21 protein-coding genes and 1 pseudogene are annotated in these 22,803 nt (G+C 59.7%); 15 read left to right on the top strand and 7 right to left on the bottom strand.

The annotated features are described in order from the left end of the window. Positions 1-163: 163 nt before the first annotated feature. Entirely contained in the window at positions 164-916 is a 753-nt protein-coding gene (locus ACSFC5_RS21310; RefSeq protein ID WP_440767220.1) for a pirin family protein, read from the bottom strand. Positions 917-1,256: 340 nt separating this feature from the next. Here ACSFC5_RS21310 and ACSFC5_RS21315 point away from each other — a divergent pair, with 340 nt between their 5' ends. From ACSFC5_RS21315 to ACSFC5_RS21345, 7 genes and pseudogenes are all read left to right on the top strand, one after another. Further along, entirely contained in the window at positions 1,257-1,484 is a 228-nt protein-coding gene (locus tag ACSFC5_RS21315) for an AbrB/MazE/SpoVT family DNA-binding domain-containing protein (RefSeq protein WP_440767221.1), read from the top strand. A 174-nt stretch (positions 1,485-1,658) separates the two neighbouring features. After that, a complete protein-coding gene (locus ACSFC5_RS21320) occupies positions 1,659-1,898 on the top strand; it encodes a hypothetical protein (RefSeq protein WP_440767222.1) in 240 nt (79 codons plus the stop codon). Further along, a complete protein-coding gene (locus tag ACSFC5_RS21325; protein WP_440767223.1) occupies positions 1,895-4,324 on the top strand; it encodes a xanthine dehydrogenase family protein molybdopterin-binding subunit in 2,430 nt (809 codons plus the stop codon). The genes ACSFC5_RS21320 and ACSFC5_RS21325 overlap by 4 nt, the downstream gene beginning before the upstream one ends. Positions 4,325-4,564: 240 nt before the next feature. After that, positions 4,565-4,742, top strand: a pseudogene (locus ACSFC5_RS21330) (IS4 family transposase); the annotation flags it as partial. A gap of 184 nt (positions 4,743-4,926) precedes the next feature. After that, positions 4,927-5,562, top strand: a complete 636-nt coding sequence (locus tag ACSFC5_RS21335; protein ID WP_440767224.1) for an IS6 family transposase — start codon at positions 4,927-4,929, stop codon at positions 5,560-5,562. Positions 5,563-5,598: 36 nt separating this feature from the next. Further along, the gene (locus tag ACSFC5_RS21340; RefSeq protein ID WP_440767225.1) at positions 5,599-5,916 is read left to right on the top strand and encodes an RPA12/RPB9/RPC11 RNA polymerase family protein; all 318 of its coding nucleotides are present in this window, start codon (positions 5,599-5,601) and stop codon (positions 5,914-5,916) included. Between the two features lie 152 nt (positions 5,917-6,068). Further along, a complete protein-coding gene (locus ACSFC5_RS21345) occupies positions 6,069-6,179 on the top strand; it encodes a DUF7692 domain-containing protein (protein ID WP_440767226.1) in 111 nt (36 codons plus the stop codon). An 18-nt stretch (positions 6,180-6,197) separates the two neighbouring features. Here ACSFC5_RS21345 and ACSFC5_RS21350 read toward each other — a convergent pair whose 3' ends face one another. Together ACSFC5_RS21350 and ACSFC5_RS21355 are read right to left on the bottom strand one after the other, a co-directional pair. Continuing rightward, positions 6,198-6,716 (bottom strand): DedA family protein, encoded by a 519-nt coding sequence (locus tag ACSFC5_RS21350; RefSeq protein ID WP_440767227.1) that lies wholly within the window; start codon positions 6,714-6,716, stop codon positions 6,198-6,200. 83 nt (positions 6,717-6,799) lie between these two features. Then, a complete protein-coding gene (locus tag ACSFC5_RS21355) occupies positions 6,800-7,987 on the bottom strand; it encodes an MFS transporter (RefSeq protein ID WP_440767228.1) in 1,188 nt (395 codons plus the stop codon). 929 nt (positions 7,988-8,916) lie between these two features. On the opposite strand from ACSFC5_RS21355, the gene ACSFC5_RS21360 reads away from it, so the two are divergent. After that, positions 8,917-9,225, top strand: coding sequence for a hypothetical protein (locus ACSFC5_RS21360; RefSeq protein ID WP_440767229.1), 309 nt, complete (start codon positions 8,917-8,919; stop codon positions 9,223-9,225). 668 nt (positions 9,226-9,893) lie between these two features. Continuing rightward, entirely contained in the window at positions 9,894-11,126 is a 1,233-nt protein-coding gene (locus ACSFC5_RS21365) for an orc1/cdc6 family replication initiation protein (RefSeq protein ID WP_440767230.1), read from the top strand. A 513-nt stretch (positions 11,127-11,639) separates the two neighbouring features. On the opposite strand, the gene ACSFC5_RS21370 is transcribed toward ACSFC5_RS21365, so the two are convergent. The 4 genes from ACSFC5_RS21370 to ACSFC5_RS21385 all read right to left on the bottom strand — a co-directional run bounded on the left by ACSFC5_RS21370 (position 11,640) and on the right by ACSFC5_RS21385 (position 14,925). Continuing rightward, positions 11,640-11,918, bottom strand: coding sequence for a PadR family transcriptional regulator (locus ACSFC5_RS21370; protein ID WP_006091191.1), 279 nt, complete (start codon positions 11,916-11,918; stop codon positions 11,640-11,642). 183 nt (positions 11,919-12,101) lie between these two features. Next, positions 12,102-12,938: an RNA ligase family protein gene (locus ACSFC5_RS21375; RefSeq protein ID WP_440767231.1), complete on the bottom strand. Its 837-nt coding sequence runs from the start codon at positions 12,936-12,938 to the stop codon at positions 12,102-12,104. Between the two features lie 207 nt (positions 12,939-13,145). Next, positions 13,146-14,111, bottom strand: a complete 966-nt coding sequence (locus ACSFC5_RS21380) for a 3-hydroxyacyl-CoA dehydrogenase family protein (protein WP_440767232.1) — start codon at positions 14,109-14,111, stop codon at positions 13,146-13,148. Between the two features lie 358 nt (positions 14,112-14,469). Next, positions 14,470-14,925: a hypothetical protein gene (locus ACSFC5_RS21385; RefSeq protein WP_440767233.1), complete on the bottom strand. Its 456-nt coding sequence runs from the start codon at positions 14,923-14,925 to the stop codon at positions 14,470-14,472. A 506-nt stretch (positions 14,926-15,431) separates the two neighbouring features. Here ACSFC5_RS21385 and ACSFC5_RS21390 point away from each other — a divergent pair. From ACSFC5_RS21390 to ACSFC5_RS21415, 6 genes are all read left to right on the top strand, one after another. After that, the gene (locus tag ACSFC5_RS21390; protein ID WP_440767234.1) at positions 15,432-16,724 is read left to right on the top strand and encodes an MFS transporter; all 1,293 of its coding nucleotides are present in this window, start codon (positions 15,432-15,434) and stop codon (positions 16,722-16,724) included. 302 nt (positions 16,725-17,026) lie between these two features. After that, positions 17,027-18,202, top strand: a complete 1,176-nt coding sequence (locus ACSFC5_RS21395) for an NAD(P)/FAD-dependent oxidoreductase (RefSeq protein ID WP_440767235.1) — start codon at positions 17,027-17,029, stop codon at positions 18,200-18,202. Between the two features lie 118 nt (positions 18,203-18,320). Beyond that, on the top strand, positions 18,321-19,496 hold the full coding sequence (locus ACSFC5_RS21400; RefSeq protein ID WP_440767236.1) for an MFS transporter: 1,176 nt from the start codon (positions 18,321-18,323) through the stop codon (positions 19,494-19,496). 126 nt (positions 19,497-19,622) lie between these two features. Then, entirely contained in the window at positions 19,623-20,831 is a 1,209-nt protein-coding gene (locus ACSFC5_RS21405) for a thiolase family protein (protein WP_440767237.1), read from the top strand. Then, complete coding sequence (locus ACSFC5_RS21410) at positions 20,828-21,241, top strand: Zn-ribbon domain-containing OB-fold protein (RefSeq protein ID WP_440767238.1); 414 nt, start codon at positions 20,828-20,830, stop codon at positions 21,239-21,241. Before ACSFC5_RS21405 ends, ACSFC5_RS21410 begins: the two co-directional genes overlap by 4 nt. Before the next feature lie 119 nt (positions 21,242-21,360). After that, a complete protein-coding gene (locus ACSFC5_RS21415) occupies positions 21,361-22,794 on the top strand; it encodes a M20/M25/M40 family metallo-hydrolase (protein ID WP_440767239.1) in 1,434 nt (477 codons plus the stop codon). Positions 22,795-22,803: the final 9 nt, after the last annotated feature.

Here is a 22,803-nt window from a genome sequence, read left to right on the forward strand (position 1 = left end):
GGCACCGTCAGGCAACCCTTAGGAAGGAAACGAAGCGGGGTCTTTCTTGGACAGTCCCCATATCCTCCGCGTCGGAGTCGGAGGTTCCTTGTATCGATCGGTGACTGGTAGGCGCCGTTGCATATGGTTGATCAATTGCGACCCCTCCCGACACCTGACAGCCTCACCGACCGATAGTCCCCTGTCGGGTGATCGGCGCATCGGGATCGATACAAAACGCGACGAGCAGCGTCTCGGTTTCAGCGGTGACCGTCAGTTCGTCTCCGTCGACGAACAGGCCGCTCTCCGTCTCGTCGAAGTGCGTACCGTCGGCCGTCACTGCCCCCTCGAACACGTAGAAGTAGGTGTCCCAGTCGGCCTTCGATGGCAGGTCGACGCTGGCACCCTCCTCGAGGTGGACGTCGTAGAAGTGGACGCCGTTGCGCACGGACAGCGGTGCGGCAGAGCCCTCGGGCCCGAAGAGATGCCGCCACTCGTTGGCGACCGGATCAGCGATCGGTTCGTGCTGGATGGTCGGCGGGAGATCGAGACTGTGTGGACGGACGAAGATCTGTAACATCCGCAGCGGCGGGTCATCCGCGAGCGTGCGTTCTTCGTGCCAGAAGCCGCTGCCGGCGCCCATTACCATCAGGTGCTCGGAATCGGTGACCAGCTCGTTTTCCTGTCGGTCGTCGTGGCGCATCACGCCCGAGGGAACCCACGAGATGATCTCCTCGTTCTGGTGGGGATGCATCGAGATCAGCGTCTCCGGATCCATGAACGACTCGACGACGGTTGCGAGCGGGCCGTATCCGTGATCGTCGTGATTCGGATGGTTGTGTCCGGGGAAGTTGAAGTGGATTCGAAACCGTCCCTGATTCTGTGAAATCTCCGTGCGTGGTGCTTTGTAGAGTTTCGTCGTGGACTCGGGGTTCATTGTACCGATTGTTGGGGCTGGAACCTCATATGCGCGCGGTGACGACTCTGTTACCGGGGGCTCTCGCTTCGGCATCGGAAGGACTCGTTCTCCGTGGCCGGCATTGGAACCTCGCAGTGACCGAGAATCCGGGTTCCGGTAGCAGTCGATGAGACGGTGCCGTGAGTGTGCCACCACGAACCCGTATAGACCATCTTTTGAGATCTGATCGAGTCCTCCAAAGGCGGTATTCGAATCTGTTTCAGCATCAAACAGACGAACTACGGGTCGAATGTATCGATATCGAGAGTAGCGCAGGAGTTTTGAATGTCAACATAGTAGTGGGAAGTAGGTGGTCAAAATGGGAAAATCATCAGTTGAAACGAACCACGGAGAGGAACTTACACTCACGGTGGACGATAGAGGACGGGTAACGCTCCCGAAAGAGGTCCGAGACCGATTAGGAATCGAATCGAACGACGAAATCCCTGCAACGCTCATCGGCTCCGTCCTCGAAGTTAACCCCAAACCGAACTCGAAACTGGAGACAGCATCAGCGGGTTCAACTCCCAGTGGGGGAACCCCATGACTTTAGCCGTGGGTGGATGTCAGTATCCGTTGCGAGCACAGTATCTAATTGACGGCTAAGACGACCTGTGATACATGTGCGGCCTGTGCTGATCAGTTCGGTTCACCGAAACGGATGGAATGAAGTCCACAGTGAAGCGATCTTTCAAGGTTCGCGCTCACCAAGGGTCGCTCAATGGTAGATCACGAGATCACCCTTACCGTCGACGGGGAACGGGAGCAGTTGACGGTGGAGGAACGCGGCGACGTTCACGCCTCGAGCGAGTATCGTGTGAGCGTCCTTCCGGCCGACGTCGAACGGGCAGTGCTGGCGGCCGTCGACGACGCGAAGACCGATGGGAAGGATGACGCCGCCGCTCCCACCGACGGCCCGGCCGGCAGCCGAGCGAACGGTCAGGGAGGTGAGCCACGATGAGCGACGCGGAATCGTCGGATACAGCGCGGGGAGTCGAACTGGACGCTAACGACGCCGAGGGTGACACGGATGGCACGTACACTGGATCTCGCGAAAAGCGCCGGGAAGACGCCGCGTTGCTGACCGGCCGTGCCGAGTACACCGACGACCACGAGCCACCGGGAACTGTCTCCCTCGCGTTCGTCCGGAGCGAGCACGGCCACGCCACTATCGAGGGGATCGACACGTCGGCCGCCGAGGCGATGGACGGCGTACTCGGCGTGTACACGTGGGGCGATATCGAGGCATCGACGTCGCCGGGCCGACTGCCGCTTTCGGGACTGGAAGGGGAGATCCCGGCTCATCCGGTGCTCGCGACGGATCGCGTTCGGTACCACGGCCAGCCCGTCGCGGCCGTCGTCGCCGAGGACCGGTATCGCGCACGGGACGGTGTTGCGGCGGTCGACGTCGAGTACGAGCCGCTCGAGGCGGTCGTCGACCCACAGGAAGCGGCGACCGATACGAATGTGCCACAGATATTCGAGGGTGCGCCGGACAACGTCGCGACGTCCGCCGAATTGGGTGACGCTGATGCGACCGACGACGCGTTCGAGGCGGCCGATCGGACGGTCGAAATCGACCTGACGAACAACCGGCTGATCCCCTCCGCGCTCGAGCCCCGGGCGGCCGTCGCGGAGTTTGATCCCGACGACGGGTTCACCGTCACGATGACCAGCCAGTCGCCACACGGCCACCGCCGGAAGCTGGCCCATACGCTCGGCGTTCGCGAAGGGGAGATCCGCGTCGTCTCGCCTCACGTCGGCGGCGGGTTCGGTCACAAGGGCCACCACCATCCCGGCGAAGCGATGGCGGCCTGGTGTGCCCGCGACCTCGAGCGATCGGTCAAGTGGACCGCGACGCGGAGCGAAAACTACCTCGAGGGTGCACATGGTCGCGATCACCGCACCACCGCAGCGCTGGCGGTCGACGACGACGGGACGATCCGCGGACTCAGCGCGGAAACGTACGCCAACGTTGGCGGCTACGGGCTCGGCAGTGGCGCCTCGATGCCCGCCCGGTACGGCCGACTGCTGGCCGGTCAGTACGCGATCGACGCGATCCACTGTGAAACTCACACCGTCTTCACCAACACGGCGCCGATTCACTCCTACCGCGGCGCCGGCCGGCCCGAGGCGATATACGTCACCGAGCGGCTGGTCGACGTCGCCGCCGACGAACTCGAGATGGATCCCGCCGAACTCCGGCGACGGAACCTCATCCCGTCCGACGCATTTCCGTACGAAACGCCCGTCGGGGCGACGTACGACTCGGGCGACTACGAATCCGCAATGGAAAAAGGGCTCGAGGCGATCGAGTACGACGACCTTCGCGACCGCTCCGGGACTACCTGGGATAGCTCGGGTAAGGAGGTCGAGAACGGAGAGATGAACGACGGCCGTCTTCGCGGCGTCGGGATCGCCAACTACGTTGAGTCCACCGGCGGCGGCTTCGAGAGCGGGCTCGTCCGCGTGCTTCCCGACGGCGACGTGGAAGTCTACGCGGGGACCCACTCGCACGGACAGGGCCACGAGACGACCTACGCCCAGCTCGTCGCGGACGCGCTCTCCCTCCCGCTCGGGCGAATCCACGTCTCCGAGGGCGACACCGAAGCGATCCCCACCGGAACGGGAACCTTCGGAAGCCGGTCGACCATCGTCGGCGGTAACGCCGTCGTCACGAGCGCCGAAACGGTGCTCTCGAAGGCGCGCCGGATCGCGGCCGCCGAACTCGAGGTCGATCCGGGGCGAGTTACGTACGACGATGGAGCGTTTACGGTATCCGGAACCGACGGTCCCGAGGCGGTCGAAGCCGGCGCACGCGGCGACGAAACGGTTTCGTTCGCGGCCGTCGCCAGGGCGGCGTACAGTAGGGGGCTTCCCGATGGCCTCGAGCCGGGGCTGGAGGCGACGACGTTCTACGAACTCGACGGAACGGCGTACACCTTCGGTACGCACGCCTGTACTGTCGCCGTCGATCCCGCTACCGGCGACGTGGAGATTGAACGATACCTCGCCGTCGACGACTGCGGCGAGCGGGTCAACCCCACAATCGTCGAGGGGCAGGTCCACGGCGGCGTCGCGCAAGGAATCGGCCAGGCGCGATACGAGCAGGTCGCCTACGACGAGGACGGGACGCTCTTGACCGACGCGATGGACAGCTACGGCGTCCCGCGCGCCGCCGACCTGCCCCCGATTGAGACCGACGCGACGGTCACGCCGAGCCCCTTGAACGCACTCGGGGTCAAGGGAATCGGCGAGGCCGGTACCATCGCAGCGCCCCCGGCCGTCGTAAACGCCGTCTGTGACGCGCTCGACATCGCCCACGTCGACATGCCACTCACCGAAGAGCGCGTCTGGCGGAAAGTTTCGGACGAGCGAGGCGATTAGCTAACCGAGCGCGATTCACTCCGTAGCGGGAGATCCGTTGCTAACCGCTATGGTAAGTGCCATAATGTGTTTGCAGAACAAGCACACATGTTATTTTGTTATTTTATAAATATTAGTGGGAGGATTAAATTTTTAGTAGTATGCCATAATATAGACAGGGAGGGGTGTACGTCTATGATGGATTTGGAAGATCATCGTTCAAATGCTGACCATAAACACAGTGACAATCGTCCAAGTGACTTTTACCAACAGCTGACGCCAGAGCTTGCGGAGTATCTAAGTGACCTTGTCGAAGCCGCGCTCGACGAGGTCACGGTTCCAGACACCATCTCCCGAGAGATTGAGCCCTTGCGGGACGTTCAGTGCAGACGGCACTGTCCTGCGGTTGACGAGTTACGTGCCGACAATTTCGCAAGCCACAAAGTCGAGGGAGGTTCTTCGACTCGGTACCACGTAGCCCAATGCGAGACTGATTTTGACGCTCTTAGTGAAAGACCGTTACAACTCGCTGGTTTCGGAATGTAGTTGAATAAAAAACCTATATCTGCCAGGCGCTGTTTCGTTAAGCGTGAAAAGTGAGGCGGTGCGATTTTATGGTGTCCATGCCAAAAATCGACCGCCTCAGCGGGTGTAGCGACTGGATCGATTTGAGTTTTGTGAAGCGAGAGCGGACACCGCGTCAGCTGATGGAACTCGGTATTCGTCTCCACCTTGCTGGACTCTCGCTTTCGAATACCGTTCGAGAATTAGAGAAGTTCGGTGTCGAGCGCAGTCGCAAGGCAGTCCACGATTGGGTTCACAAATGCGATCTACAGCCGGCAGTTGACGAGGACCCGAATCACGTCGCGCTTGACGAGACGGTGATTCGACTTGACGAACACCGCTATTGGCTGTACACTGCTGTCGATCCAGAGACGAACAATATACTCCATACACGGCTGTATTCGACGACCACGACCGCTCTGACAGAACGGTTCCTGCAGGAACTCACTGAGAAACATGACCTCGACGATGCTGTGTTTCTCGTTGATGGAGCAAAACATCTCCAGACTGCACTCCGCCGATCTGGGCTCCGATTTCGTTACGAAAAACACGGAAATCGGAGCAGTGTTGAACGTGTCTTTCGTGAGATAAAGCGCCGCACCTCTTCGTTCTCAAACTGTTTCAGCCACGCACAGCCGTCGACAGCAGAATCGTGGCTCCAAGCCTTCGCCGTCTGGCACAATGCTACAAACTAAACACGACCATCTGCCACGTGCGTAGATTCATTTATAATGCAATTCTGCGACGAGTGTGGTTCAATGATGCACACGGTGGGTGACACGTGGATGTGTCGTTCATGTGAGAACGAGAACCCGCGGGAATCGCAAGCCGAAGCGGCGATGGCGACCCGGGAGGGGCAGCGGGATGACGGGGCACCTGCCGTGGCCGACGCGACCCAAGGCTCCACTGAGACGATTCAGGAGCCCTGTCCAGTGGACGACTGCGACAGCGACCGGACCTACTACGAGATGATGCCGAAGCCGGGCGGTTCCTACGAGGTTCGGCTGTTAACCTGCGTCGAGTGTGGCCACAAGTGGCGCGAGTCCTGACGGCACATCTCGCGAACCCCCCACCAGTTAAAAACGCACAAACTCCTCTTTCCTTCCAGAAATGAACGCCGATACGAACCTGCTGTCTGCTGATTCTGCTCTAAACTGAAGACGAATATCCACCACCGTTCTACGACTGCAACCGGAGCAACGTGGTTGCGTTCGCCTGCGAAGATGTCGACCGGCTCGTTGCCGCAGCCAGGCGCATCCGCAACGACGACGATCTCACAGCGAACAGCGCCGGGAGATTACCGGGATACTGAGTACTCAGACAGCTAAATTTACAACGTGCCAATAAATTCGATTGATTCAAAAGCTATCAAAACGATAAGTACGTAGTTCAGAAGCGTCGAAGAAATCGCGTAGAAAACGGTCTGAGTTATTGAATACGAGGCCATGCCAGCGGGAATCATGATGAAGGATCCGACGAACGGGACGAGATTCGTAATGAAGATACCGATACCGCTGTGTCGCTGAAACAGATTTTCAGCACGCGTTACTTGTTCATTCGAAACAGAGACGGTTGGAAGCGAATCGATCGCGCTGATTCCATAATTGCTCGAGATCCAATAGATGAGTAACTGACCTGTAACATATCCGAATGAGGCAACGATGATACCGATAACGATCTGCTCTGAAGACGCTGTGACAGCAAGAAGGTAGCCCGGCAAAAAGAGCGACGTTGGAAATACCTTTCCGATTATCGCCCCTTTCAGAACGAATAATAGAAACAACGCTGGTTCGTCGAAAATCAATAACAGCGAAAAACTCGATTCAACGAACTGCTCGATTATGGACACGCGCTGTAAACGATTATACGACCTCGGGCGTATTTACTGTTGCCATTCCGGAGATCAATCGCTTAGTGCGCACGGTAACTCGCTTATTGCCCGGAAGTGCCGACGGCAACGGCCCAGATACCGACGACGGTAGCGACGAACGTCAGCAAGATTGCGATAAAATAGCCGTCAGTGTATGCGACGCTCGCGGTTCCGAGCGGCGGCATCGCCAACGCGGTGACGCCGATCGCGATGTTGAACACGCCGACGATCGCAGTGTCCATCTCGGGCGAATACACGTTCATGAGAAGCGGGATGTATAGCGTCGCGGTACCGCCCAGACCGAGCCCGATTAGGATGATTGCGAGCGCTAGGGCCGGAACAGCGGGGACGAACAGCAGGAAGATGCCGACTGCCGCACAGACGAGTGACGCGAGGTAGGCTCGTCTCGAGCCCACGATATCGGCGAGATGGCCGCTACCGATCCGCGAGATAATGCTGACGCCGCCGATCAGGCCGAACGCGAGCGAGGCACCGGCTGGCGTCAGCCCGCGGTGTGCGAACAGATCGACGGCGTAGGCGGCGAGCAGCTGGTACCACGCGAATGAGAGGGCGATTCCGACGAACAGTATCCGAAACGTCCGCGTTCCGCTCAGGCGGGTGAGCCACTCGAGCAGTTCGTCGACGGACTCGGTCGACTGCTCGGCCCATCGCGGTCGCCGGCAGACGACGCCAGCGAGGAGAAACGTGATTGCAGTCATCGACATGATGAGAAGGAAGCCACGGCGTACGCCCACTTCCGTGAAGGCGAACTGCCAAACCGGCGGGAGGACGGTCAGTCCGAGACCGTTGCCGACGAAGATGAGCCCCGTCGCGGCACCGCGACGGCCCTCGAACCAGCGCGGAACGATCGATGCGACGAGGACGAACACCGTCCCGACTGCGAGTCCCAGTACGGCGAAGACGACGGTTAGTCCGACGATCGAACTCGTAACGTACAGGGACGGAGCGATACCGCCCGTTGAGATCGCACAGACGAGCAACACCGCTCGCGCCGGAAATCGCGCGCCGAACACCCCGACGAGTCCGGAGCCGATGAAGAACGTAAAGAGCATGATCGCGAACACGCCGGAGAGCGCGAGCGACGAGATACCGAAGGCGTCGCGGAACGGCCCGTGGAAGATCCCGTACGACAACGGTGTCCCGAAGGTAAAGACCATCGCGACGGCGCCGACGGTCGCCACCAGCCAGCTGTAGCGACTGTCGGGGCGTTCGACAGGATCAGTTCGCACGGCTTGCACTCGAGGGTACTCAGTCGAAAGGGTTCTGATTCGCGGACTACTCCTCGGTCCGAGTTAGATCGCCGGCCGACGAACGTCAGGGACGTTCGAGAAGCTTGATCGGTACCGTTCCGGCTATAGTAACAACTGGAACTGTTTACACACCGATCGCATAGCCGTCCTGCAATAGGGTGTGCACTGACTTCCAGTGGCTACTATAGTACCAGCTGCTTCGTGGGACGCCGATCAACAAACTAGAACTGCTCGCTATTGAAACCAGTGGAGTCATGCCGTGTCGCTCATCGATCGATTTCGGGCACCGCTGTCGCTACTCAGTACTGATGTGTCCCAACGCGAATCACAGGTTGTACAGTTCTACTTTCACCACGGTTGGGTCACCTATATATGATGAACTGGACAACTCACAACTGAATACGGAAAACCGATGTGCGGATCTCGTCGCCGCTGTAGCAACGACGTCCTCCGGAATCAGCTGTCGGCTGAATACGAGATCGGCGGTAAAGATCGGCCCTGAACCATGATATCCCCATGATAAAATTGACACAACTCCTCACCCGAAGTCGGGAACAAACGCTGTTCGAATGCCGTCACTGCGGGACGAACCTGGAAACAAACACGGAGAACTGCCCAGAATGCGATTCAAACGATATTACGCGGTACGAACTGTGACGAGCGATGCACCGTGACGAGCAATGAACCCCGACTACGGATTAGCTAAAGCACCCGAGAGCAGGGTAGTTGGCCTTCGCAGTCTTATTCTCGACCGGTCTTTGTTAAAGGGTAGAGATTTTTTAGCAAGCACACCAACTCGAGGATCGCGTCTGTCTCGTACCAAGGATCGACCGGCCGTTCCCTTTCGGATCGTCTCAGGAGGTAAATGAGGCAAGGATCTATGATAATGCGGCGCGAATACAAGAGTAATGAGCAAAGCTGTCGACGTCACCCAACAGTGTACGTTTCCATCGTCAATCGACGTGACAGCAGTTCTCGACCGACTGGAAATCCAGTTCCTGGACGTAAACGACCGTCGTGCGATCGTTATCTTCCAGGGAGGTATCCTCAACCTCGAGAGTCAAAATGGGACGTTGACCGATCTCGAACGTGCAGAGATTACGGTCTACGATCTGCCAGTGAACAGTGACCGGAAACGGAGAGCAGAAGATCAGGTCGCGATCGAGCTGATTGAGGTTTTTAAAGAGCAGCTATCTACCACCTGGAACTCTGCATAGAAACACGCCGGTAGCTGCTATGCCGGTAACTGCTTCACTGAACGATCTGAGAGAAAGGTTGGGAGAGGAGACACCCACCCCACGTTTCCGTCGTATCTCGCGAGAGGCAGGGGCTGGTTTGCGGATAGCAGTTGGTTCCACCCCCCACGTTTCCGTCGTTTCTCCAGGAGGGCGTAGAGATGAGTTCGATTGAAATATCGAAGTTCTGTTCTCTAGTTATTTGGGCGAGAATCTAATAGCCGCAACACCTAGGTTAAAGTATATAGACTGGGTAAAGTCCATTAAGTATAGTTCGTTTGTCGATAAAACGGAATATTATTCGTTTTATCGGTCGAAATAAGGGTTTCTTTGCCGTCTCTATACTGATTAGCATATGAACGCAGAACGGCTCTCCCGCCACTTATTCTCTCTCGAACCACTGTTTCTATTGCCCCACCCCCTTTTCGCTCAATTACGACGGAAACGTGGGGTGTGGGGGTGGGAGAAAAATACCCTCTCTCTTTCCGTTCTTAATCTGGCTTACGTCGGAAACTTGGTTGTACTATCAACTGTCTTATTCCCTCTCGAAACAGCCTATAATGCGTATATTCGTCGAAATTACGTCGGAAACACGGGGTGGTTCCGTCCGCTAGTTTTATGAACTCTCCGACCACATCGTGTGATACCGAATGACATCTGATCCCTCCTCTAACTCCGTGGACGATCCGTTGTTCGAATCGGGACATCGGATTTTCTCGAACAAGGATCTCCTCAAAATCGGCCACGTTCCGGAGGCCGACCGGATCGTCGGTCGCGACGAGGAGATTTCAAAGTTAGCGAAACGGCTGAACGGTGCCGTTCACGGTTACTCTCCGGAAAACGTAATGATCTATGGAAAGACAGGGACCGGAAAGTCGTTGGTCTCGATGCACGTCTGCCAACGCGCTCGAAATGCGGCGCAGGACGGTGTGGCGATCGGGACAGCGTATATCGACTGTGCGGAAGATAATACGGAGACGCAGGCGATTTCCTCGCTCGCCGCGAAATTAAACGACGAGTCCGTTACCGATATTACCGTTCCTCACACCGGTCTGAGCACGTCGAAATACTACAAACTCCTATGGAAGACCCTCGATGCGCAGTTCGACTCCGTCATCATCATCCTCGACGAGATCGACCTGATGAACGACGATAGTCTGCTAATGAAACTCTCTCGAGCCGAAGAAGCGGGGAAGATCGATTGTAGCATCGGAATCATCGCGATCAGTAATAAGATCCAGTACGTCGATAACACGAACGAACGTGTCAAGAGTAGCTTCCAGCACAAGGAACTGTTCTTCAAGCCCTACGACGCGAATCAACTCCGAGAAATCATGCTCAACCGGGCGGACGCCTTCCAGAACGGTGTTCTTTCCGACGACGTCGTGCCGCTCTCTGCGGCGTTCGCCGCGCAAGAACATGGCGACGCCCGAAAGGCGATCGATATCCTCCGTCACGCTGGCGAGGTCGCATACGAGGAGGGCGCCGAGAAAGTTCGGGAAGAACACGTTCGACAGGCCCAACAGCACGCCGAAAAGGATCGGTTTCGAGAACTCGTCAACGGCGCACCCACGCAGGCGAAAGCCGCGTTGCTCGCGTTGACCGAACTCAGCGTCAACTCCGAGGACGACGCGTTCCTCACCAGCCGTGTCTACGATCAGTACGAACAGATCTGCGAGTATCTCGATATGGATATTCTCTCGGTCCGTCGATTCCGGGATATCTTGAAAGAACAGGCGTTTCTCGGCGTCGTCGAGATCGAGAAGATCAACAAAGGGAGCGCAGGCGGCATCCATCTGCAGAATCGACTTATCGAGGACCCGCAGGTCGTTCGTGAAACCATCCTGGAGGACTCTCGGATGCAGAACTGGAGTAGCGAATAGGATCTTTGAACATTCAGGCGAAATTTTACGACAGGAGTCCGGGGTGAGGCGTGAGGAAACGACAGACGTCGGATGTGTTCAGGATAGCAACGACGGAAGCTTGGGGAGGGGTATACGGAAACGACGGAAACGAGGGGGGTCGAACTGAACGACGGAAACGAGGGGTACGCTGGCGGTCACGGTGAATCGGTGTTCGTCCGTATTCGCGAATACTCGTACGTCGGAAACGAGGGGTGCAACGAAGTTTCCACAAAATCGACGCACGTCAGAAACGACGGAAATCCGGGGTGGGGCGTGCGGAAACGACGGAAACGAGGGGGGTCGAAGCGACGACGGAAATTTGGGGTCTGCTGACGGCATTCGAAAATTGACACTCGTTGGAAACGACGGAAACACGGGGGGTCGTAGTTGATGGAGCAGACCTATCGCTCGATTCACCGAAAAAAGGGTTGTACTCGAGATTCGTGCCATCTCCGTCGATGATGGCGTCGTCTGTTCCCGACTCCCGCCGTATCAGTCGAGATCGACGTACTGACTTTCCCAGTCTCGGCGGGCCTCAAGCTCTCGCGTTCCACGACGGGTTACCGAGTAGACGTTGGTCCGTCGGTCCTTGGTACCTTTCTCGACGAGCCCTTTGTCGACGAGCGTATCGAGATTCGGGTAGAGACGGCCGTGATGGATCTCTTTCTCGTAGTAATCCTCGAGTTCTTCTTTGATCGCCAGTCCGTGTGGATCATCCTGTCCGGCAATGACGTACAACAGGTCGCGCTGAAACCCTGTGAGATCGTACATATGGTATCATGCTCGCTCCTATTATATAAAATACCAGTTACGTTCATGACGCGGAAAATCGACAAGAATATTTCATATCCGATTTCCCGGCACGTTCGACGGATTCGAACGAATCGAAATCGACTACGACAGAACAGAATGTCCCGAAGCCCGATTCGATAGCAACGAGCACAGACCTATCGGTCAGTCGTCGAGGAACGCTCGAGTTTGCGCACCGACCTCGGACCGGAACGTCTTCATATCGATCGACGTATCAGCGTGATAGAGTCGGGGATGCTCTTCGCGAACGATGTCCTCGAGAACGCGCTCGTAAAGCGTCTCGAACGTCACTGAGTAATCCTGATTCGAAAGGCTGGTTGCGAGCCGTTCGAACCGTCGCTGTGTCGCGCAGTTCGCGGCCAACTCCGTTGCCGATACATCGATTGCATCCATCTCGTGTTCCTCACGAAACGACGGATGGAGTAGTTTCGCTCGCTGGCCGCGTTTGTTCCGTACGACGACGCCTTCGGCAGGTCCATCGTACCACGCGGACTGGGGAACGTGATACGAGCCGGGATCGAAATCTCGAGCGCGACGTTCCCGTTCGAAGACGTTCACGGACTGCAGCCCGAGCCGATCGAAGATTCGCTCGACGGCATCGACGGGGTAAAAGCTGCCTTTCCGGGTAGACCAACTGTCGAAGCCGAGAAACGACGGCGTTCGCGGCCAGTCGTAGTCGATCGTATGACGGTGTACGGCTTCGCCGAAGAAGACGACGCTTTCGACGTCGTCGACGGCGTTCCGGAGCGCGTCTCGATCGAGAGTTTCACTCACGTGGCGGACGGCGTGCTGGTACGGCTCCGGGACGGCGTCCGGGTCGTCGTAGACGCGATTCCGATCGCCGAATCGGATCAATCCCGACTCTTGGAGCTGAAATCGGAGGGTCGCCCCATCGATTTTCTCGAGAAGCCACAGATGGCCCGTCTCGAAGAGTTCGTCAGGCGCGTCCGCGATGTGTGGTATCGGAAGATACGGTTTCATTAGTGAGTGGATAGTATTGAACGCTGATAGGAAGGCCTCGGCAGTACGTGCCAGATCATCGTGAAATACTGGCTCGTCACTTGTTACTCTATCGACCGGTCTTCATCGCCGATGTACTCGATGCCTGAACTGCAGCATACGATTCGTTAGTTGATACAAACAGAAACGCGATGAGAGACTGATCACTTCACCGTGCCGTTGTTCTCGTTACTCTCTTCCGGTGGCGTCGTCGTCCTCGAGCGTTCGTAGCGCCTGGCGGATCGCAGCAACTCGCTCGTCTCGTCGTCCCGTAATTTCGTCCGGATCGCGATCGTACTCGAAGAATCCGGCACCGGCTTCGATCCCCGTTCGCCCCTGGTCGATCCGTCGATCGTAGAGCGGGTTCGCCTCGTCTCGATCCGTGAGGTCCGGATAGATGTCGTTCGCACTCGTCTGAAACAGCTCTAATCCGGCGATGTCGACCGTCTCGAGCGGTCCGATCGCGGCCGTTCGGGTCGCGTACCCATCACGGATCGCGCGGTTGACGTCCTCGGCGGACGCGATACCCGTTTCGACGATGTGGAGACACTCTCGGATGACGGCGTGTTGCACTCGGTTCCAGACGAACCCCGGAACGTCGCGGTCGACGGTGACAGGGTCGCGGTCGACGGTCTCGAGGAACGATCGAAGCCGGTCGATCGTTCGGTCGCTCGTCTCTGCACCGGCGATGACCTCGACCGGTCGGAGGAGATATGGCGGATACCACCAGTGGCAGCCGATGATACGGTCCGCGACCTCCGGTGCCCCGGCGGCGATTTTCGCGATCGGCAACCCGGACGTGTTCGAGGCCAGCACTGCGTTCGAATCAGCCTCGTCGGCGAGCGCTCCGAATAGCGCTTGTTTGGCGTTCAAATCCTCCGAAATCGTCTCGAGAACGATATCGACGTCTTCGACTGCGGCCGCGCGGTCGGTCGTGTAGGTCACGTCCGTCTCGATTGCCGCCGGATCGATCTCTGCGAGCTCTCGATCGGCGAGGAATGCTGCGGCGGACTGGGCCCGGTCTCGTGCTCGCTCGAGATTCGAGTCGCGGTGGTCGACGAGGGTGACGTGGAGCCCAGACCGGAGGAATTGGACGACAAAGCCGCTTCCCATCGAACCAGCGCCGATGATCGTGACCGTTTTGGGGGTTTCCATGGCTGTCAATCTCTCCCAAGCGACAAAAGTTCACGGTGAAGCACATAGCAGTGATTCAACTCGGACAGTGACGGATAGCCGCAGTCTCTGTGTTGACCCGGTTGAAACACAGCAATTTGGATAGGAACTGGGTGCTGAATACAGGGTGTGAATGTCGCATAGACTGAGAGACGATTTGCAAGGGTAAGCGACCGCTCACTACAGAGCACAAATGCCCAACGCAATCTGGTGCGATCTGCGTAGACGGTGATCGCTCAGTATTGGGGAAACAATAACTGAATCAGTAGTCGTCCTTAGTCATACAATTGAGACTGGTAAGTTGAATTAATTGGATGAAATGTAGGTGGAGATGATATTGTTAAGTGTCTTTTGTAACCGAGCGATACTGTGCGATTGCACCACCAGCTAAACCTGTTATCGGAATAGTAAGTAAGGAAACTGATCCTGTTAGAAGAGCAATGGAAATGGCTAGTATCGATAGGTCAGTGAAGATGATAGACAGTGGGAGATAACCCAGTCCGTACCCCGCAATTGCGGCAATAAACAGCGAGACAGCAAATCGACCATACGCATAAGGAATATTAGCATTATCTGCCCACCGGTACCCGGTAACAAAAATACCGGTCGTAGCCACCAGTGAGAGTAGAGTTACTACACTCAAGATTAAGCCGACTGTGTCAAGAGACAGTTCGAATCCCATAACCAGTTGTCTCTCTATGAGATCGGGGTTGATCGCATTTTGACCGCCGCGCAAAAAACCCGCCACTGTAGCGAACCCAATCACTATAGCGAATCGATAGCTATCTCTGTTCATATGAAGATGAAAGTAATGTAGCATTATATATCCACCCCAACTAATACTCATATCGTGCCACTATCACAAATCTACCAGCCTTTTTAATGATGGTCAGATTTGCAGTGATAAGTTCGTACGTATCGTGAGTGGATGGTTCACCGCTTTCGAAGTGAAACAAACGAGGTTGTCGTGTTGCACTACTGCTCTGTATTCAGCATAGTGGGACAGACATATCACTTACTGCGGATTTCAACGCGGTTTCTGACTCGTAACAGTGTTCCGACTCCCACTCAGCGAGAAATCACCCGGTGACCCTCGAATTATCCATTTTAGATACTGTGTATTTATCCGTAATATCTCTCTCCAAACGGACTCGATTGACGGACTGTACGCTATTGAATTCAACTTTGTTCTAATATGTGCTGTTTTTAATGGACTAAATCCGACCGTATCTTCTACAGTTCGTCTGCTGTGTTCTGACTTAGTAACCGTTATGACGGTGGGTACCAGTCTGTGCATCATATATGAGTACGGAGCAGTCAACTGGACTGAACGACAACGACAAATCTATCACGGGGTTCGTGATGATCTCGCACGCTGTCGTCCACACGTACGAGCTCTCGATTCCGATTATGATGGTCATCTGGCTCTCCGACTTCGGTCTGAGTACGGCGATTCTCGGGACGGCCGTCGCGGTCGGGTACGGGTTATACGGTATCGGTGCCCTCCCGGCCGGGGTGCTCGTCGATAAGTTCGGGTCTCGGGAGCTAGTTTTGATCTGTCTCGCTGGCATGGGCGGCTCGTTCCTCCTCTTGAGCGCGGCTCAGGGAATCGTTACGATCACGATCGCCCTCTGCGTCTGGGGGATCGCAGCGAGCGTCTACCATCCGGCGGGACTATCCCTGATCTCGACGGGCGTCGAACAGCGCGGCACCGGTTTCGCCTACCACGGAATGGCCGGCAACTTCGGCATCGCGTTCGGTCCGCTGCTAACCGCAGTGTTGCTGTTGTTCCTCGACTGGCGCTACGTCACTGCCCTCTTGGTTGTCCCGGCCGCCATCGCTATCCTCTATGCAATGTCTGCCAGTTTCGACGAAACGGCCGCCGTACAGACGGAAACTGACGGCGGCGAGCCTGCGGACGACGAGTCGATGTCGCTGTCGAAGTTCGTCACGGACAGTCGGGCGCTGTTTACGCTCGGGTTCAGCATCGCAATCGTCGTCGTCATGATGAACGGACTCTTCTATCGAGGGACGCTAACCTTCCTGCCGGACGTCCTGAGCGACTTCGTTCCGAACGTCGCCGACCAACTCCAACTGTTCGATCCGGACAGTCCGATGGCCGAAGAGTTCAATCCAGCGTCCTACCTCTACGCCGGATTGCTGATGATCGGGATGGGCGGCCAGTACGTCGGCGGTAAGCTGACCGACCGAATCCGAACCGAAACCGGTCTCGCGGTTATCTTCGGTTCGCTGGCCGTCGTCGCTGTCCTGTTCGTTCCCGCGGCCCAGGCTGGTGTCGTGCCGCTGCTCATCATCAGCGCACTGCTCGGATTTCTCCTGTTCTCGCTGCAGCCGATGTATCAGGCGACGATCGCCGAGTACAGTCCGCCCGGCGATCGCGGCCTCTCGTACGGCTACACCTACCTCGGCGTCTTCGGCGTCGGTGCCGCCGGTGCGGCCATCGCCGGCTACCTCCTCTCGGTCGTTACCGTCGGGATGACGTTCGTCGCACTGGCAGTGTTCCCCGCGACGGGTGCCGTGCTGGCGATACTGCTCTCGCGAACCGGTGATCGACGGGTGAAAGCACCCGAATAGCCCCTCTTAATTCTCGTGAACGCGTGTTCCATCGACGATCGAACGGCGTCGGCGGATCGGTCGACCTTCCGTCCGACGTTCCCGTCGACACCTTCGCTATCGGGAACACGACCTGTACGACGGTCACTCCCAACGGCGGTCCGATCATTTATCGGTACGTGCGTGGATCTTGCTCCCATGCATCTCCGGAGGACAGTGACTGCACTACATCTGACACCCGCCTCTCCCCGGGTCGTCGACGCCTCCCCGATCGAATCGAACCGTAATCGTCGGGGACCAATCCCGATCGAGGGATCGTGACGATGGCGACCCGCGTCGGCATCGTCGGCGGCGGTGTGTACGGACTCTCGATCGCCTACTACCTGAGCGAGTTCGGCGACGCCGAACTCGAGCTCACGGTCTTCGAACGCGGTGCTCTCGCGAGCGAGACGACGGGCTACTCGGCCGGGATCGTCCGTCACCACTACACGAATCGGGTCCAGATCGAGACGGCGATTCGCGGCCGGGAACTCCTCGAGGGGTTCGAGTCGGTCGCCGGCGGCGACGGCGGCTTCCGTCAGAACGGCTATCTCGTTCTCACCGACGCCGATGGCGTAGACGAGTTCCGAGCGCTGGTCGACCGACAGCGACGCGCCGGCCTCGAGGTCGACCTCGTGGAGCCGACCGACCTCGAGTCGTCTCTTCCCGGAATCGATTCAAGAGGTGTCGCACTCGGCGCGTACGAGCCCCGCGCCGGCTTCGCCGATCCGTACCTCGTCGCGACCGACTACGCGACCGGGGCTCGCGAGAACGGGGTCGAAATCCGTACCGGGACCGCGGTTACGGATCTGATCACGGATGGAACGGCGGTGACGGCGATCGAGACATCCGCGGGACGCGAACCCGTCGACGTCGCGGTCAACGCCGCGGGACCGTGGGGACGGGAGATCGCGTCGATGGCCGGCGTCGACGTTCCGCTCGAGTGGCACGAGTCGAAAGTCGCCGTCCTGCGCGGCGACGAACCGTACGGCGTCGAAACCCCGACCCTCTCCGATCACTCGGAGTCGCCGGATATGTATCTCAAGCCCGAACCCGGCGGCGACGTCCTCGTCGGCGGAATCGACCGCCCGCCCGTCGACCGGGCGGCGGGTCTTCAGGGCGTCGACGAGTCGTTCCTCCGGGCGGTCGGCGACCGACTCGAGTCCCGCCTTCCGGCGTTCGCCGACGCGGCGGTCGTCGATTCCTGGTCGGGCGTGATCTCCGTAACGCCGGACTCCCACCAGATCGTCGGCGTTCCGACCGGCGTCGACAACCTCTACAACGCGCTCGGCGGCAGCGGCCACGGATTCAAGGAGGCGCCGGCGTTCGGCGAGTCGAACGCGCTGGCGATTTTGGGCGAGGACCCGCGAATCGACCTCGAGGCGTACCGTTTCGAGCGCTTTGCGGACGGGAACACGCTCTCGGGTGTGAGCGAGAAGTCCTACGGGGGCAACGAGTAATCTCGTACACGAATTCCACTACATTCTTGTCCCTCTCGCGTGAGTCGCAACTGAGACTGCCGGACTCGAGCGGCCCGTCGACCGTGGCGTCGAGTCTGAGGGTCACCTCTCCCGAACGATGATTCGCTGGCGCTACCGAGACACCGTCCTCGCACTCTGCACCCTCGCGTTCTTCGTAACCATGTTCGGCCGGCTGGCGATCAGTCCAGTTGTTCCGGCCATCACCGACGAGTTCGGCGTCTCGAACGCGGTCATCGGGGCGTCCCTGACGGGAATGTGGCTCGCCTACGGGTTTGCACAGTTTCCGAGCGGCGTGCTCGGCGACCGATACGGCGAACGGGGGATCATCCTCGTCGCGCTCGGCGGGACCGCCGTCGCGTGTCTGCTCATCGCCGTCGCACCGCTGTTCTCGGTGTTCGTCCTCGCGACGGTGGTACTCGGCGCCGTCGCGGGGTTGCACTACAGCGTCGCGACGACGCTTCTGTCGCGAATCCACGATAACGTCGGCATCGCGATCGGCATCCACAACTCGGGAGCGACCATCGCGGGACTGATCGCTCCCGTCGCCGTCGCCTGGGTCGGCGTCACGTACGGCTGGCGGCCGGCCGTCGCCCTCACCGCCGCCGTCGGGATCCCGGCGTTCGCCCTCTTCGCCCTCTCGGTTCGACCGACCGAACCCCGCCGACCCGAACTGTCGCTGCGCGAGCGCTTCCAACTCCGGTCGCTGCTCGAACTCCTCTCGCGTCCGGTGATCGCTTTTACCCTGTTCATCGCCATCGTCGGCGAGTTCGTCTGGCAGGGGTCGGCTTCGTTCCTGCCGGTTTTTCTCATCGAACACCGCGGTTACTCGACGACGGTCGCGGCGGCGGGATTCTCCGCGTACTTCGTCGCCCAGGGGATCGCCCAGGTCGGCGTCGGAGCGGCCTCCGACCGGTTTGGTCGGGACCGGGCGACGGCTAGCTGTCTGCTCGTCGGCGCCGTCGGTCTCGTCGTACTCGTCTCCGGTCCCGGACTCGCCGGTGCCGCAGTCGGCGTGATCCTCCTCGGAATCGGCATGAGCTTCGAGGCCGCGCTGTTACCGCGGTTTCTCGAGGAGTTGGGCGCCGCCGAGCGCGGTGCCGGTTTCGGACTCGTCCGAACCGTCTACGTCATCACGGCGTCGCTCGGCTCCGTCGTCGTCGGACTCGTCGCCGACCTCTCCGGCTGGGGCGTCTCGTTCGCCTTCCTCGCGGGCCTGCTGATCCTCGCGGTCGCCGCGTTCGTCGTGAACTGGACGTTCGGACTCGATCTGTAGCCGGCGAGGGTCCCAGATCGCTCCGTCGAGAGCCATCACGATACCCTGTGTTCCGAACGTTCTCGACCGAGAGCCATCGCGAACACCTAGACGTATTACGGACCGGACTGTACGGTGAGTTACCACATGACAGCAGCTCGCACGGCAGCTGTAGCCGGCGTCGGACTACTCCCGAACGGAACGTACTCGGTCCCGGAACGGGAACTGGCGGTGGAGGTCATCCACGAGGCGCTCGCGGACGCCGCCGTGTCGCTGGCGGACATCGACGGTCTCTATATGCCCTCGCCGCGGCCGTGGACGACACAGAAGTTCTTCTCGACGAACCTGTTACACCTGCTCGGGCTCGAGGTCGATCGAACGACCGAGGTCTCGACCGGCGGAACAAGCGGCGGGAAAGCGTTTCAGACGGCCGTTTCGGACGTTCGGAGTGGCGCGGTCGACACCGCTCTCGTGTTCGCGGTCGAACGGAACTCGACGATCGAGACGACCGGTCCGTACTTCGATTACATTCTCAGCACGTTCGACGCCGAGTTCGAGTCACCGATCGGGATGTCGATTCCGGGCATTTACGCCCAGAGCATGCAGCGGTACTGCTACGAGTACGACGTCGACCGCGAGGATCTCGCCGAAATCGTCGTCAAGAACCGCGATAACGCGGCGGCCGATCCCGACACGCTCTTCGACGACTCCGTGACCCGGGAAGCGGTTCTCGGCTCGCGTCCGATCGCCGACCCCATCAGGATGTACGAGTGTCCGGCGCCCTGCGACGGCGGCGCGGCGCTGGTCGTGACGAGCGCTGACGCCGGCGGAGACGGCGACAGAGACGAAGACGATGCTAGCGATGAGCCTACCGGAACCGAAAGCGCGGTCGAGGTGGCCGGGGTGGGCAGCCACCACGCCGCGAGCCACCTGCTGATGACCCGCGACGAGTCGATCACCGAACTCCCCGCCGTCCGAAAGGCGGCGCGGGAGGCGAGCCACGATGCCGGTCGCTCTCCCGACGAAATCGACGTCTACGAGCCGTACGCGCCGTTCCCTCACATCGAGGCGATCATCACCGAAGAGTTGGGGCTGGTCGACCGAGGTGCGGGCCTCGAGGCCTGCCTCGACGGGCGGACCGCGGCCGACGGCGAGTTTCCGATCAGTCCGTCGGGCGGCTGTCTCGGGCGCGGCCACCCGCCGATGGTGACGCCGCTGTACAACTACGTGGAAGCGGTTCGCCAGCTCAGGGGGACCGCATCGACGCCGGTTCCGGACGCGGACCACGTGCTGACGACCTCGGAGCACGGCCACGTCAACGGGGCGACCGCGACGGTCTTCGCGAGGGGTGAATGACGATGCGTGAGACGCCCTACACCGAGCGGTTCTGGGAGGTGCTCTCCGACGGCCGGTTCCTGATCCACGCCTGCGAGGACTGCGAGGAGCGGTTCTTCCCGCCAGCACCGGTCTGTCCGAACTGTCACTCGCGGTCCGTCGAGTGGCTCGAGTCAAACGGGACCGGAGAACTCTACTCGTTCACCCGACAGCACGCGACGGCTGAGGGCTTTCCCGACCAGATCGTCGCGGGCGTCGTCGAACTCGACGAAGGACCGCGGCTACTGACCGCGATCGACGAGGCGTACGCTGACCTCGCACTCGGCGATCGCGTGAGAGTCGAACCGCGCGAGTATTTGCACGACTACGATCGGGGTCGCCACGCTGAGCAGCCGTTCTTCGCGGCGACGACGATCGATGGCGACGAGTGACGCCCTCTCGCGGTTGCAGGTCCGCCGAATCAACCAGCAGTAGAGCTTTGTCCTCGGCGGAGAAATCACGCCACTATGTCACACGCAACGAGCCGACAGTCCGGCGAGGTGCACCGATCGTGAGCGCGGAAGATCCCGAAACCGCCCTCGAGCGCCACGACGAGAGATTTTTTGCGGATCTCGAGGCGCTGCTGGCCCAGCCCTCGATCAGCGCGACCGGTGACGGGATAGCCGAGTGTTCGTCGATGGTCAGGGAGCTGTGTCTCGAGTACGGCTGCGACGAGGCGGAGATCGTCGAGACCCCGGGACGGCCGGCCGTCGTCGCGCACGCGAGAGCGGACCGCGAGGGTGATTCCGACGACACCAGCAACGGCGAGCGCCGCCCGACCGTCCTGCTCTACGGTCACTACGACGTCCAGCCGGCGACGCCGTCCGAGTGGACCTCGCCGCCGTTCGAACCGACCGTCCGGGACGGTCCCGACGGCGAACAGCGCCTCTACGCCCGCGGCGCGGGCGATAACAAGGGCCAGTGGTTTGCACACCTGTGTGCGATTCGGGCGCTGCGCGAGACGACCGGGCTCCCGGCCGACGTCGTCCTCCTGATCGAGGGCGAGGAGGAGAGCGGGAGCGAGAACCTCGAGTGGCTCGTCCGCGAGCACAGCGACGAGTTCGACTCGGACGTCGCCATCGTCGCCGACGGACCGATCGACTCGTCGGGTCGGCCGCACGTCCTCCTCGGAGCGCGCGGATTGCTATACGTCGACATCGAGGCCCGGGGCGCGAACCGAGACCTTCACTCGGGTAACTTCGGCGGGCCGGTGCCCAATCCGGCGACTTCGATCGCGGACCTCCTGGCGTCGCTGACGGACGAGGACGGACGAAGCACGCTCGAGGGGTTCTACGACGACGTCCGACCCCTGACCGAGCGGGACCGGGAGGTCCTCGGCGCGATCCCGGTCGACGAGAAAGACATCTTGTCGGACCTCGGCCTCGACGCCCTCGCGACCGATCCCGACGAGGGATACGTCGAGCGGTTGCTTACCCGCCCGAACCTGAACGTGGCGGGACTCGACGCGGGGTATCACGGCGAGGGAATGAAGACCGTCCTCCCGTCCCGAGCGCGCGCGAAAATCGACTACCGCTTGGTCGCAGATCAGGATCCCGAAGCCGTCTACGACGCGCTCGAACGACACGCCCAGGAGCACGCGCCGGCGGGAATCGACGTCGAACTCAGCCGCGTCGCGGCGATGGCGCCACAGCGAACGTCGGCGGACAGCCCCGTCGTCGAGCCAGCGATGCGGGCGGTCCGCGACGGCTGGGACACCGAACCGATCCTGAAACCCGCACTGGGCGGCTCGGTGCCGACCTACGTCTTCGCCGACGCCCTCGACGTTCCGTGTCTCGTGATCCCGTACGCGAACGAGGACGAGAACAACCACGCGCCGGACGAAAACATCAAGCTTTCCTGCGTTCGCGCCGGTGCGCGGACGACGGTGGCGCTCCTTTCGGAACTCGCCGACACGAACCTCGAGTCGGGATCGACGCCCGTCTGATCCGACAGA

The organism is Natronorubrum marinum, from assembly GCF_052040125.1.
In the GTDB taxonomy this organism is placed as follows: domain Archaea; phylum Halobacteriota; class Halobacteria; order Halobacteriales; family Natrialbaceae; genus Natronorubrum.